General features: G+C 69.9%; 11 protein-coding genes and 1 pseudogene. 7 read left to right on the top strand and 5 right to left on the bottom strand.

Annotated elements, in window-relative coordinates; genetic code table 11:
• The first annotated feature begins 42 nt into the window (after window positions 1–42).
• On the top strand, window positions 43–984 hold the full coding sequence (locus ACIF8T_RS26160; protein ID WP_400038529.1) for an MBL fold metallo-hydrolase: 942 nt from the start codon (window positions 43–45) through the stop codon (window positions 982–984).
• A 672-nt stretch (window positions 985–1,656) separates the two neighbouring features.
• On the opposite strand, the gene ACIF8T_RS26155 is transcribed toward ACIF8T_RS26160, so the two are convergent.
• A complete protein-coding gene (locus ACIF8T_RS26155) occupies window positions 1,657–2,502 on the bottom strand; it encodes an SDR family oxidoreductase (protein WP_400038528.1) in 846 nt (281 codons plus the stop codon).
• Between the two features lie 93 nt (window positions 2,503–2,595).
• Here ACIF8T_RS26155 and ACIF8T_RS26150 point away from each other — a divergent pair, with 93 nt between their 5' ends.
• Complete coding sequence (locus ACIF8T_RS26150) at window positions 2,596–3,186, top strand: TetR/AcrR family transcriptional regulator (RefSeq protein ID WP_400038583.1); 591 nt, start codon at window positions 2,596–2,598, stop codon at window positions 3,184–3,186.
• Between the two features lie 229 nt (window positions 3,187–3,415).
• On the opposite strand, the gene ACIF8T_RS26145 is transcribed toward ACIF8T_RS26150, so the two are convergent.
• Both ACIF8T_RS26145 and ACIF8T_RS26140 read right to left on the bottom strand, forming a co-directional pair.
• A complete protein-coding gene (locus tag ACIF8T_RS26145; RefSeq protein WP_400038527.1) occupies window positions 3,416–3,955 on the bottom strand; it encodes a DUF3291 domain-containing protein in 540 nt (179 codons plus the stop codon).
• A 32-nt stretch (window positions 3,956–3,987) separates the two neighbouring features.
• Window positions 3,988–4,695 (bottom strand): helix-turn-helix transcriptional regulator, encoded by a 708-nt coding sequence (locus tag ACIF8T_RS26140; RefSeq protein ID WP_400038526.1) that lies wholly within the window; start codon window positions 4,693–4,695, stop codon window positions 3,988–3,990.
• Window positions 4,696–5,038: 343 nt separating this feature from the next.
• Between ACIF8T_RS26140 and ACIF8T_RS26135 the strand changes: the two genes are divergently transcribed.
• The gene (locus ACIF8T_RS26135) at window positions 5,039–5,191 is read left to right on the top strand and encodes a hypothetical protein (protein ID WP_400038525.1); all 153 of its coding nucleotides are present in this window, start codon (window positions 5,039–5,041) and stop codon (window positions 5,189–5,191) included.
• A gap of 31 nt (window positions 5,192–5,222) precedes the next feature.
• Window positions 5,223–5,564: a GNAT family N-acetyltransferase gene (locus ACIF8T_RS26130; protein WP_400038524.1), complete on the top strand. Its 342-nt coding sequence runs from the start codon at window positions 5,223–5,225 to the stop codon at window positions 5,562–5,564.
• Between the two features lie 63 nt (window positions 5,565–5,627).
• Here ACIF8T_RS26130 and ACIF8T_RS26125 read toward each other — a convergent pair whose 3' ends face one another.
• Window positions 5,628–5,960: a putative quinol monooxygenase gene (locus tag ACIF8T_RS26125; protein WP_400038523.1), complete on the bottom strand. Its 333-nt coding sequence runs from the start codon at window positions 5,958–5,960 to the stop codon at window positions 5,628–5,630.
• Between the two features lie 240 nt (window positions 5,961–6,200).
• Between ACIF8T_RS26125 and ACIF8T_RS26120 the strand changes: the two are divergent.
• Window positions 6,201–6,611: pseudogene (locus tag ACIF8T_RS26120) on the top strand (substrate-binding domain-containing protein); the annotation flags it as partial.
• A gap of 555 nt (window positions 6,612–7,166) precedes the next feature.
• Here the strand turns inward: ACIF8T_RS26120 and ACIF8T_RS26115 are convergent.
• Window positions 7,167–8,813, bottom strand: coding sequence for a glycoside hydrolase family 27 protein (locus tag ACIF8T_RS26115; protein WP_400038522.1), 1,647 nt, complete (start codon window positions 8,811–8,813; stop codon window positions 7,167–7,169).
• Window positions 8,814–9,185: 372 nt separating this feature from the next.
• On the opposite strand from ACIF8T_RS26115, the gene ACIF8T_RS26110 reads away from it, so the two are divergent.
• Entirely contained in the window at window positions 9,186–10,796 is a 1,611-nt protein-coding gene (locus ACIF8T_RS26110) for a glycoside hydrolase 43 family protein (RefSeq protein WP_400038521.1), read from the top strand.
• 358 nt (window positions 10,797–11,154) lie between these two features.
• Complete coding sequence (locus ACIF8T_RS26105) at window positions 11,155–12,579, top strand: non-reducing end alpha-L-arabinofuranosidase family hydrolase (protein ID WP_400038520.1); 1,425 nt, start codon at window positions 11,155–11,157, stop codon at window positions 12,577–12,579.
• Window positions 12,580–13,360: the final 781 nt, after the last annotated feature.

Here is a 13,360-nt window from a genome sequence, read left to right as displayed (position 1 = left end):
ATGCGCATCGAAAGGCTCGTGACCTTTCCTAAGGTCAAGCGCATGACGGACGAGAACGAGCGTGTGCAGAGCATGGTGCTGGGGGATGTCGAGGTCATCAGGGTCGTCGAGTGGCACGAGCCGTTCCTGCCCACCTCCGGCATGTTCCCGGGAGCTGATGCCGATGTGTGGAGGGACAACGAGGCCTGGCTGGCACCGGACCACTGGGAGCCGGACCGCGACCTGGCGGTGCTTGCTCTGCAGAGCTGGGTGTTGCGCAGCGGTGGGCGGACCGTCCTGATCGACACCGGAGCGGGCAACGGGCGCGAACGACCAGGCATGGGGCCGTTCCACCACTCTCGGAGTGATTTCCTCGGCCTCCTGGCGAGGGCCGGCATTCACCCGCAGGACGTAGATGTCGTGGTCAACACTCACCTCCATGTCGATCACGTCGGCTGGAACACCGTCGACGCGGACGGGCAGTGGATACCGACATTTCCCAACGCTCAGTACCTCATTCCGGCCGCCGACGACTTCTACTACGGTCCGGACAACGCGTACGGGAATGGTGCGCGTGAAGTCGATCGCCTGATCTACGAAGACAGCATCGCGCCCATCCACCAGGCCGGGCAGGCTGTGCTGTGGGACGGCCTCCACCGCATCGACGAGCACCTCGCTCTGGAGTCCGCACCCGGCCACACTCCCGGCTCGTCCGTGCTGCGCCTCGCATCGGGGAGCGACCGGGCGGTCTTCGTCGGAGATCTGCTGCACAGCCCGGTGCAGATCCTCGACCCCTGCTGTAACAGCAACGCCTGCCTGGCCCCGGAACAGGCGGTGGCCAGTCGCCGTCGGATTCTCGGGCGGGCGGCTGATGAACGGGAGCTGCTCGTCCCCGCGCACTTCGGTGGTGCGGGCATTGTGGAAGTCCGACGGGACGGTGGTGGGTTTGCCCTCGGTCCATGGGCAGCAGTCGGCCCGAAGAAGAGTGCGTCCGCCTTTGAGTGAGCCTGTCGGCCTCAACCCGCACACCGCCCGCGAGCGCGGGGCCCGCAGCGCCTCGGTGGACGGCACGACCGTCGCCACCTGGCTCATCCTGTGGGAGTCACCGGACTGAGCTGGGTGGATCCGGCATCCCGCACGGAACCACCGCCCTCGTCATGTCCTTCGCGGTCGTGCAAGAGGGCCACTGGCTTCCGGGCTCGGCACGGCTGTTCCCCGTCGAGGGCATGTGACCTGGGGGTGGTGCCACCGGGCCCGAGGGATGCCCTTGGAGACGCTGCTGAAAGGGCTGACTCCCGTACGGCCCAGCGCGATGCCCGGCCGCTTGCGGGGCGGCAATCGCGCACGGTGGAGAAGGGCCGGTGCTCGCCGCACTGGCCAAGCCCGTCGTCCGGGCCTGACCCTGGCCGCGGTCCGGACGATGCCGCCCCTCCCCCGTCCGGGATCTTGGGCATGACGCCATCCACCAGGAGCTTCGTCGTTCAGCACAGCCATGATGCCTCGACCCGACCAGCCTGTCAGCAGGTCGAAAAAGCCTCAATGTCGATCCGGCCGCGCGCCGCCGCTCACCGATCCTGCTCGTCAATCGGCCGATTCCCGAACGGGATCACTTGCTGCTTCCGGTCGGCACCGCGAGGCTGACCGGGCGCACGGCCTTGTGCACGCCCGGGGCAGGGCCTACCGGAACGCCGGCAGGTTGCGTGCCACCCACGCGCCGAAGGGGCCGGCCGGACGGTGGAGGACGGCCTCCACGTCAGGGCTGATCCTCCGCTCTGCCGGGAGCGGGTCGCCGAGTACGTCGAGAGTGCCGGTGACGACCTGCTCCGGCATGAACCGTGCCATGCGGGCATGGGCGTTCTCGCGGGACAGTTCCACGAAGGTCACTTCCTCTCCCAGGGCCTCCGAGAGGACTGCGGCCTGCCGGCGCGGGCTGATCGGTTCGGGACCGGTCAGCTCGTATACGCGGCCCGCGTGACCGTCCTCGCGCAGTGCTGCTGCGGCGACCGCGGCGATGTCCGCCGGGTCGATGACGGGCAGTGCCACGTCCCCGAACGGGGCGAAGACCGTGCGCCTGGTGCGGACCGTCTCGGCCCAGGCGAGGGTGTTGGATGCGAAACCACCGGGACGCAGGATGGTGAAGTCGCGTCCGGACGCGCGCACGGCCGCCTCGAACTCCCGCAGGCGGGCATGCGAGAGCGCTTCGGGGCGGGTGGCGCTGACCTGCGACGAGACCAGGACGATCCGCTCGACCCCGGCGTCCGTTGCCATGTCGAGCAGGGTGCTCGGCTTCTCGCCCCGGCTGTTGAGTTCGCCGCCCAGCAGGAGGAACAAGGCTCGGGTTCCTTCGAGGGCGGACCGCAGGCCCGTGGTGGTCCCGATGTCGGCCCGGGCCCACCGGACACCGGCCGCCGGTCCGGCGGGCTGGGGGTGCCGCGACACGGCCACGACCTCTTCACCCGCCTCGGCCAGCAGTTCCACCAGCGTCCTCCCGATGTTGCCGGTAGCGCCTGTCACCGCGATCATCACGACTCCGATTGTGAGTTAGTTGGCTAACTAATACGGAACGTAGCACACCCCCACTGACGGCTGTCTATAGTCAGTTGGGTGACCAACTCAGTGAATCGGCGGGTGCGGGCGTCGCAGAAGCGTCAACGGCTGACGGCTGCGGCGGCCCGGGTCCTGCATGAGCAGGGGGTCGAACGCACCACCCTCGGCGACATCGCGCGCGCGGCCGATGTCCCCGTGGGGAACGTGTACTACTACTTCAAGACCAAGGACGAGCTGGTCCGGGCCGCACTGTCCGAGCACAGCGCGCACCTGGACGAACTCACCGGCCGGCTGGAGCGGTTGGCCGACCCGCGCGACCGCCTCAAGGCGCTGATCGAAGCGTGGGTCGACCAGCGTGATGTCGCCGCCCGCTACGGCTGCCCCACCGGCACCCTGGCCGTCGAACTCGACAAGCGCGCCGACGGGACCCTCGACACCGAGGCCGGAGCAGTCATCCGGCGACTGCTGGACTGGGCCGGACGCCAGTTCCGGGGGCTGGGCCTGTCCGACCCGGACGACCTGGCCCTCACCCTCATCTCCGCCTACCAGGGCATGTCACTCCTGGCCAACGCCCTGCGCGACCCGGACATCATGACGCGCGAAGGAACCCGCCTCCTGCACTGGCTCGACTCCCTCCAGGCTCCCGACGGGCACCCATGACCCGGCACGCGGCCGCCGGCCGGGCTCACCCGCCGACACGCTCGCCGGACCGTCCCCGATCACCGCAGACCGAGGGCCCCTGGAACGGCGGCTGAAGCGGGGTTCAGCCGGGCACCCACGTCGAGGTCTGCCTCGCCGTACGGGAGTACATGGGATCAGAACGGCGGAGTCGGACCGCACCGGTCGGCGCCGACCTCACACCCAGGGCAACGCCTACATCCGGAAACCCCTACACCGCAGCCGCGTCCCCGGCCGGCGTCGGCCGCTCGTTCCGGACGGCCTGCGGCACGGCCTGAAGGTGCTGGGCGGCCTCGGCGGACGTGTAGGAGGAGGCGAAGGTGAACGCGCGCGGGGACGGCCCGTGCGCCCGCAGGTCCGCCAGCCGCTCCAGGGCCTCGCCGACGGTGGGGAGGTGACCGGCCGGGACCCACCAGAGCACCAGGTGCGCCTCGACGTGCCGTTCGAACCATTCACGGCGCCGACGCATCACCTCCAGGTGACCGCTGCGGTAGGTGAAGTCCCACAGGGCCTCCTGGGTCTCCCACACGGTCAGGTTGACGATGACGTCCTCGCCCGCCGGGCGCAGGTTGGTGGCGTCGGCCGCCCCTTCCCCCACGAGCCGCCACACGAAGCCGGGTGCGCCGTCGGCTGCGGCATTGACCGGGTCGAGCATCTCGACGAACGGTGCGACGCGCGGGTCGTCGAGGGGGTGGCGGAGCGTGGCGACGTTGAGCTGGGCAAGGTGGGCGGCATGCGCGGATGCGGTCATGGCCTCATCCCAGCACGGCCCGCTTTTCTATGTCAATCGCCATTGTTTTTAGAGTTCTCGACCACCACGCAGCACTCCCCCGGCCGGGCGTCCATGCGGGCACGGAGGGGCCCGTCCGTGCCGAGCAATCCCTCCAGCAGGGCGAGGTTCATGCCGCAGACGAGCGGCGGGAAGCGCTCGGCAACGGCGTGGAAGGGGCAGTTGCGCATACGGACGACGCGTACCGTCGTCCCGGTCGTCTCGTCGGCGCCTTCGCCGTCCTGCACGCTCCCGGCACCTTCCAGGTGCGGTTCGTAGCCCCGGGCGGCCAGCATCTCCATGGCCTCTCCCAGGCCGACGCACGGCGCCTCCGAGCCGCGCAGGGCCTCGCCCCGGCGGCGGGCGGCCGCGTAGAGCCCGGCGTCCAGCCCGGCCTGCTCGGCGGCCTCGGCCAGCAGCTCGGCGGCGGTGCGGTAGTCGCGAGCGGGCAGCGACACCGACCGCTCGGCCCGCGCCCGCGTGTACACCTTGGCGGGACGGCCCGCACCCGGACCCGAGCGGCCCGTCAGGCGACGGCTGCCGCTCTCCAGCAGCCCGGCCTCAGTCAGCCTGTCCAGGTGGTGCGCAGCGAGCGTGCGCGCCACCCCGACCGCCTCGGCGGCCTCGTTGCGACCGACCTCACGCCCCTGTGCCGCCACGTACTCGTACAGGCGCCGCCGCACCGGATCCTGCAACACCGCGATCGCGTCAATGTCTTCCACCCGGCCATTCTAGAAACAACGCAGGTTGGGGATAGAAGGGTGCGCCCTCACACCCGACGTGTCCCAAGAGCGCCCCGGACGGGGTGCGCGCCCCTGATCTCCCTGCCTCGTTCCTGCGTGGACGCGGACGGCGGACAGCTCGCCGGTCGCCCGCTCAGCGGGGTGTCCCTGCGCAGGAGAGCACCAAGACGTGCGGATGCGGTCCGATGCGTGACAGAGCGCGACTCACCTGCCGGGCGCGGGCCGGTCCGGGGTCCGCTGCGGCTGCGACTGGAACCCGCTCCTCCTGGTCAGGGCGGTCGTAGCGCCGTGGCATGCCACTGCCGACGAAGCGGCTTACGGGTTGCGCGCCGCCCGTCCCGAGGACGCCGAGGCCGTCGAGGCGCTCGACGGTTTCTCAACCACCGGCACCGTCTTCCGGGTGGAGGTCCGCGAGGACGGGTTCGTGCCGCGGGAGGTCACCGTGGACCCGCCCCTGACCAAGGTTTCCCGATGACGAGTCCGCCGGCGGCAGCGATGAGGACGGCGTGGACGGTAAGGCTTTCAGAAGGCACACGTTCGTCGCCACAGGCCCCGACGGCGGGCTGACCGGCTTCGTCACGGTCTCCCGCTCGCCGTGGAACCGCCGGCTCACGATCGAGGACGTCGAGGTGGCCCCGGGCCACCGGAGGCGAGGCGTGGGCCGCGCGCTGATGGGACAGGCCGTGGAGTTCGCGCGGGAGCACGGCGCCGGGCACCTCTGGCTGGAGGTCAGCGACATCAACGCACCGGCGATCCACGCCTACCGGCGGATGGGTTCGCCCGGTGCGGTCCGAACCTCTCGCTCCACGAGAACACGCCCCCAGCGAGGGAACAGGCCCTCTGCCTGAGGATGCCCTGTCCCTGAGCCGGACGTGACCCGATCGTCGTGACGGTGTGTGGCACCGGGCGCGTCACTCCTGCCCGGAGACGCTCATCTCGCCGAGCAGGGACCAGTCGTCCTGCGGAACTGTCGCGTTCACGATCCGGGGCGTCTCGGCCAGGTGGGACGGGAGGGTGCGCTGCGCAGTCCTGAAGTGCTCCGACTGCACGTGGGCCGCCCCCGCCTCGTCGTCGCGGAAGGCCTCGACCAGCACGTACTCCGTGGGGTCCTCGATACTGCGGGACCAGTCGAACCACAGGCAGCCCGGCTCACCGCGCGTGGCCGCGGTGAAGTCGGCGGCGATCTGCGGCCACTGGTCGGCGTACTCGGGGCGGACGCGGAACTTGGCGGTGATGAAGATCATCAGTCTCCCTCCGTGGTGCTCTGCGCGCGGTCGCTCCACGTGAACGGCCGCACACCGCGCCGTGCTCGAAGCGGGAACAGCCCTTCACCCGGGCATGCTCCGGCCCCGTGCGGTCGCACGGGCCACCAGCCGTTGTACCCCGGAACGCGGCGCTCAGCCGACTGATGACGCGACCGTTCCGCTTCCGGGACCTCGGTCACCCCGCTCGGCCGCACCGCCTGCGCCGAAGCCGTCGAGGCGTTCCTCACCTGCGCGCCCGAGGTGACCGCCCTCGCCGGATTCAACGACGACGTCGCCCTGCGCGTCCTCATGACGCTGCGCGACCTCGGCCGCCGCGCCCCGGACGCCGCCGCCGTCGTCGGCTTCGACGGCTACGGCTACGGCTACGGCTACGGCGGCTACCCCTCCCCCGCACTGACCTCCGTCCACGTCAACGCCGAAGCCCATGGCCGGCTCAGCGCCCGCCCGGCCCCGGGCCTCGGCACCACCGGTCTCCGCCCACCCCCCGCACGCGTCGTCGTCCGCCGGCCGGTCCGACCCGCGAAAGCGGGAGCAACGACGTCCCGGAGCGCGCGGCCGGGGCCCGGGTGCCATCCGATCACCCGGCAACGCCATTTCCACGACCCGACCCGTCGACGGCACCCCCGGTGACCGGCAACGGCAGTCAACCCGCCGTCCGCCCTTCGACAGCCCCGGCGATCGAGATTCCCGGCACCCGTTCCAGCTCACCGGCCGTGTCCGTCCGGCCGGCGACCACGAGCAGTGCCTGTGCGGCGACGGCGGCGGGTTCGCACCGCGGGAGCGGCAATTCGATCTGCTCGGGGGTGAACGGAGTTCACCGGCGGCACCGCCCGCATACCCGCCGGTCCCCCGACGACCTGCGGCCAGGCGTGCGGCACCACACGGGCGAAGTGCCCTGTGCGGACGCGTCGGGGATCCGCAGGATGAAGTTCCGGCTCTTGCCACCGCCGGGGATCGTGTGCGTCCCGCTCGTCAGGGTGGGGTCTTGCCGCAACCGGAACCCGGGGCGGCGGTGCTGACGGGCGCGGCAGCCGTGCGGGAGGCCGTGACCGGGGCGTTCTCGCCCTGGCCGCGGCCCAGTGCCGTGCCTCCCCCGCTCAGGACGACCAGCGCCACGACCCCGGCGGACCACAAGAGGGTTCCTGTCGCATCCTCATGAACCTCCCCTTCTCAGGGCGTGGTTGCTCACACGCGGGTCCACTTCTGGCTGGCTTGGCCGTTGCAGGTCCACAGGACCAGCGGAGTCCCGTTGGTGGTCGCTGCCCCGTTGACGTCGAGGCACAGCCCCGCGTGGACGTTGCGGATCGACCCGTCGGCGCCGAGGGTCCACTTCTGGTTGCTCTGACCGTTGCAGGGCCAGGTGATGACACGGGTGCCGTTCGTGGTGCCCTGGTCGTAGGCGTCCAGGCACGTGTCGCCGAAGACGCGGATCTCACCGCCGGCCCAGGTGGTCCACAGCTGGTTGGCGGCCGTGTGGCAGTCCCAGATCAGCACCGTGTGGCCTGGGGCGGCGGAGGCCTTGTCCACGTCCGCGCAACGGCCGGACGCGCTGCCCCGCAGGCGCGAGGTGGAGGCGGCCAGAGGGGTGCCGCCGGTCACCCGGAACACGGCCACGCCGTGCGCGGGGACGCTCGCCGAAATCTGCCCGGACGTGCTCGACGTACCGCCGGTCCACAGATCGGTGAGGGTGAACGGCCCACCGGAGAGACCGACTTGCGCGACCGACGTGGTGACCGTCGCGGTGCCGCCGCCACGGTTGAACAGGCCCACCGCGACCGAACCGTCCGACAGCGGCTTGGCGAACACCTCGGTGCTGCCGTCGTCGCGCACCCTGCGCCCGCCCGCACCCAGCGCATCCTGGTTCACCGCCAGCAGCCGCGGGTTGCGCAGGATCGCGCTCACGTCGGCGGACATGGTGCGGATGTCGTTGCCGGCCATGAGCGGGGCACCCAGCAGGGCCCACAGGGCGAAGTGGGAGCGGGACTCGGTCAGCGACAGGCCAGGACGGCCGACGACCAGCATGTCGGGGTCGTTCCAGTGTCCGGGACCCGACTGCGCCGCCAGCGGCGCGGTGACGTCCAGGACGTTGCCGACGCCCATCGGATAGCTGTTGGTGTTGCCGTTCTGCCAGATGTCGAGCAGGTCCTCGGTCGTCCGCCACAGGTCGGCGACCTCGCCCCAGTTGTACGCGGCGCCGGTGATGGCGTGCAGGCTGTTGGGGTTGATGCTGTAGACGATCGGCCGGCCGGTGGCGCGCAGGGCGTCGCGCATGAGCGTGAACCGCGCGACCTGCTCGTCGCGGGTACCGCTCGGGGAGCACCAGTCGTACTTGAGGTAGTCGACGCCCCACGAGGCGAATGTCGCGGCGTCCTGGACCTCGTGCCCCCTGCTGCCCGTGGACCCCGGGTAGGCGCCCGTGGCCTGCGCGCAGGTGCGCTCGCCGGGCGCCTGGTAGATGCCGAACTTCAGGCCCTTGCTGTGGATGTAGTCCCCGAGTGCCTTCATCCCGCTCGGGAACTTCGTCGGGTTGGCCCGGAGGGTGCCCTGGGCGTCACGCTGCGGGTCGAACCAGCAGTCGTCGACCACGACGTACCGGTAGCCGGCGTCCCGCATGCCGGAGGACACCATCGCGTCGGCGGCCTGGCGGACCTGGGTCTCGGTGATCCCGCACCCGAAGCTGTTCCAGCTGTTCCACCCCAGTGGTGGGGTGAGCGCCGGACTGCCCGGCGCGGCCGAGGCGGCGGACTGGGCTGAGGCCGTCACGGACGCGGTCACTGTCAGTGCGGCGGCCGTGAGGAGGCGGAGCAGTCGTCCGCCTGATCGTCTGGGCACCCGGGGCTCCTTCGGTACGCAAAGGAAGAGGAGAGAGGTTCGAAATTTCGATCCTCGTTCGGAAAATTGGGGCGGGCCTCATGGATCCTAGAGAGGTGCCCGGGCATGTCAACACCACCGGACGGGCTGACTTCTCCGCATGATCAGGCAAGTCGCGAAGACGGCACACCTGCGCCACCCGGCGCCGACCTGGGATAACTCGACCCCGGAGCTTCCAGAACGTTTCGACGGGGCAAGCGAACTTTGCGAGAAGGGTTGACGGGGCAAGTGGGCCCCCTATCATCCAGGGTGCTCGATAGGTCGATCCGCATTCGATATACCGAACAGAATGAAGCCGCTCCCGCACCCGACGAAGCCGAGGAGAGTCCTCACATGGAAATGTCATGGCCTCATCAACACCTCACCCGTCGTCGTGTGCTCGCGGCCGCCACCGGTCTGACCGCCGGCGCCTTCCTTCCCCCCGGGCCTGCCCTCGCGACCGCCGCGGACTACACGAACCCGGTGATCTGGCAGGACTTCGCGGACATCGACGTCATCCGCGTCGGCGACACCTACTACGCCTCGGCCTCGACGATGCACTACTCGCCGGGCGCACCCGTCCTGAGGTCGTACGACCTGGTGAACTGGGAGATCGCCGGCCACTCGGTGCCCGTGCTCGACTTCGGCGCCAAGTACGACCTGAACGGCGCCCGTGGCTATGTGCGGGGGATCTGGGCGTCGTCACTGGCCTACCGGCCGAGCAACAGGACCTTCTACTGGCTCGGGCAGATCGACTTCGCCCGGACGTACGTCTACACCGCCACCGCCGTCGAGGGCCCGTGGAACAGGCTGACGACGATCAGCACCCCCTACTACGACGCCGGGCTGCTCGTCGACACCGACGACTCCCTGTACGTGGCGTACGGGAACACCACCATCAGCGTGGCCCAGCTCTCGTCCGACGGCCGCAGCCAGGTCCGTACGCAGGAGGTGTTCAGGACACCGTCGAGTGTGGGCACTCTCGAGGGCGCCCGCTTCTACAAGATCAACGGGCAGTACTACATCTTCCTGACCCGTCCCGCGAACGGCCAGTACGTCCTGAAGTCGTCCAGTGGCCCCTTCGGTCCGTACACGATGCGGCAGGTCCTCCTCGACCTGCGCGGACCGATCCCCGGCGGAGGCGTCCCGCATCAGGGCGGTCTGGTCCGGACGCAGACCGGCGCCTGGTACTACCTGGCGTTCGTCGACGCCTACCCCGGCGGCCGGGTGCCCGCGCTGGCACCGGTCACCTGGACCTGGGACGGGTGGCCCGTCGTGCAACTGGTGAACGGCGCGTGGGGAACCTCCTACCCCAGCCCGGCCGTGCCGGCGCCGCCCCGCCAGGTCACCCCGATGACCGGTGTCGACACCTTCGACGGCACGAGCCTCAAGCCGAGGTGGGAGTGGAACCACAATCCGGACAACACCAAGTGGTCGGTCGACGACGGCCTGACCCTGCGCACCGCGACGGTCACCGACGACCTGTACTGGGCTCGCAACACTCTCACGCACCGGATCCAGGGCCCGACCTCCACCGCCACGGTCCAGCTCGACCACTCCGCGATGCGGGACGGCGACCGGGCCGGACTCGCGCTGCTGCGTGACTCCTCCGCGTGGATCGGTGTCAAGCGCGAGGGCGGCACCACACGGGTCACGGCGGTCGGCGGGCTGACCATGGACAGCAGCTGGAACACCACCGGCACCGGCCAGGAGCTCGCGAGCGCGGCCGTCCCGGGCGGCCGCGTCTGGCTGCGGGCGAGCGCGGACATCCGCCCCGGCGCGGCACGTCCGGGGGTCTTCTCCTACAGCACCGACGGCATCACGTTCACCCGGCTCGGACCCGCCTTCTCCATGGGCAACGACTGGCGGTTCTTCATGGGATACCGGTTCGCCCTCTTCAACCATGCCACCCGCGCACTCGGCGGTTCGGTCCGCGTCACGCGGTTCGAGCTGTCCACGCCCTGAACCGAGCCGACATCGGCCGACCGCCCACCGCATCCGGCCGTAGGAGGAGAAGCATGAACCCGTTCCGACGCTTCGGACGTCGCCGAGCTTCGGTCTCGGGTCCGCCGGCCGCGACAACCCTGATGACGCCCGGGAGCGCGGCCCGCGCGCCCGACGCCGTCCGAGCCTCCGCCCCGGCCGCCCGTGCGGCCCGAAGAGGTCGCGCGCCTCCGGTCTTCCAGGAGGCCGGAAGGACCGGAAAGTCACAAGCGGTCTGCCGTAGTGCTCGCAGCTCGCCGAACACCGCATTACACCGATGATCCGGCCAACCTCTGACGAGGCCGGCCGGAACCGCCTACTCAAGGTTGGGGAAGCCCCGATGCACAAAGGAAGTTTCAGCCGCAGGCATCCGTCCGCGGTGCTCGCCGCCGCGGTCGCGGTCCTGGCCGCGCTGGCGGCGATGCTCGTCGCCACCCCGGCTCAGGCGGCCAGTACCGGCGCCTTGCGCGGTGTCGGCTCCGGCCGGTGTCTCGATGTGCCGGGCGCCAGCCAGACCGACGGCACGTTCCTGCAGATCTACGACTGCTGGAACGGGACCAACCAGCAGTGGACGTCGACGGACGCCAACCAGCTGACCGTGTACGGCAACAAGTGCCTGGACGTCCCGGGGCACGCCACCACGGCCGGTACCCGGGTGCAGATATGGACCTGTTCCGGCGGTGCGAACCAGCAGTGGCGGGTGAACTCCGACGGCACGGTCGTCGGCGTGGAGTCCGGGCTGTGCCTGGAGGCCGCGGGCGCCGGTACGGCCAACGGCACGGCGGTGCAGCTGGGGACGTGCAACGGCGGCAGCAACCAGAAGTGGACCGGCCTGACGCCGAACCCGCCCACGGACGGCACGTGCTCGCTCCCCTCGACGTACCGGTGGACGTCGACGGGTGTCCTGGCGCAGCCGGCGAACGGGTGGGCCGCGGTGAAGGACTTCACCACCGTGACGCACAACGGCAAGCACCTGGTCTACGCGTCGAACGTGTCGGGATCGTCGTACGGCTCGATGATGTTCAGTCCCTTCACGAACTGGTCGGACATGGCGTCGGCCGGCCAGACCGGGATGAGCCAGGCCGCGGTGGCGCCCACGCTCTTCTACTTCGCGCCCAAGAACATCTGGGTACTGGCGTACCAGTGGGGGGCGTGGCCCTTCATCTACCGCACGTCGAGCGACCCCACCAACCCCAACGGCTGGTCCTCCCCGCAGCCGCTGTTCACCGGGAGCATCTCCGGTTCCGACACCGGCCCGATCGATCAGACCCTGATCGCCGACGGCCAGAACATGTACCTGTTCTTCGCCGGTGACAACGGCAAGATCTACCGGGCGAGCATGCCGATCGGGAACTTCCCGGGCAACTTCGGCTCGTCGTACACGACGATCATGAGCGACACGAAGGCCAACCTCTTCGAGGGTGTCCAGGTCTACAAGGTCAAGGGCCAGAACCAGTACCTCATGATCGTCGAGGCGATGGGCGCGAACGGGCGCTACTTCCGCTCCTTCACGGCCTCCAGCCTGAGCGGCTCGTGGACCCCGCAGGCCGCCAGCGAGAGCAACCCCTTCGCGGGCAAGGCCAACAGCGGCGCCACCTGGACCAACGACATCAGCCACGGCGACCTGGTCCGCAACAACCCCGACCAGACCATGACCATCGACCCCTGCAACCTGCAGTTCCTCTACCAGGGCAAGTCCCCCACCGCGGGCGGCCCCTACGACCAACTGCCGTGGCGGCCGGGTGTCCTCACCCTGCAGCGCTGACCCCTTCGATTCGCGGTGACCGTGATGTGGTGCGGTCCGCGGACGCGTGGGCGAGCGGTTCCTGACACCGGCGATCCCGCCTGCTGACCGGCACTCACCGCCTCCAGGAACCCCGGCCGTGTGACGGCCGGGGTTCCTCTCACCCCCGGTGCCGCTGTCGCGGTCCGGCCCGGCCCGGCCCCGAAGAGGCCGGCGGCATGCCGGAAGCAGCCCACTGGCGCCGGCGGGAACCCGGCTCACACCTCCGGGCGTAGGCCGGCCGGGAAGCGTGCTCCACGACCTCGTGCGGGACGTCGAGGTCCTCCGCCGGTGCGGTTCCACCAGCCATGGAGCGTCCCATAGACCTGAAACGCACGCCGGGAAAGCCCCCGATGCCCGATAAGGGTGATCGTTTAATCGCTTCCGCGTTCAAACGGCCCCGGATGTCGATGAACCGCGAGTCGAGTCAAGCAAGTATCAGGCCTGAACGCTCGGTACGGCGGGCGAGGCGTCCAAAGAAACATCCAAATCCGCAACCAGTCTGGATCGCCTTTCCCGGAGGGGGTAAAGTCGCCCGATGGCACAGTGTGACCGGTCGGGCACGTAAGAGGGGGGCTTCACTTGCTCGTCATGCATCACTCGCTGATCATTTGCGCAAATTTCTGTACTCGATGTTAGCCCGAGGGTTATCGCTTCGAGAGCAGAACGCAAACGCGAGTAAAGGTCGGTGACCGGCAAGTGATGACGCACACGTCAAAAAAGGCACGCCATTTCAAGCGGCTTCGGCGAGAATGCGAAGTAA

Source organism: Streptomyces sp. NPDC085946 (assembly GCF_044540485.1).
Classification (GTDB): Bacteria; Actinomycetota; Actinomycetes; order Streptomycetales; family Streptomycetaceae; genus Streptomyces.
The sequence above is the reverse complement of the archived record's forward strand: the minus strand, read 5'-3'. Positions and strand labels throughout refer to the sequence as shown.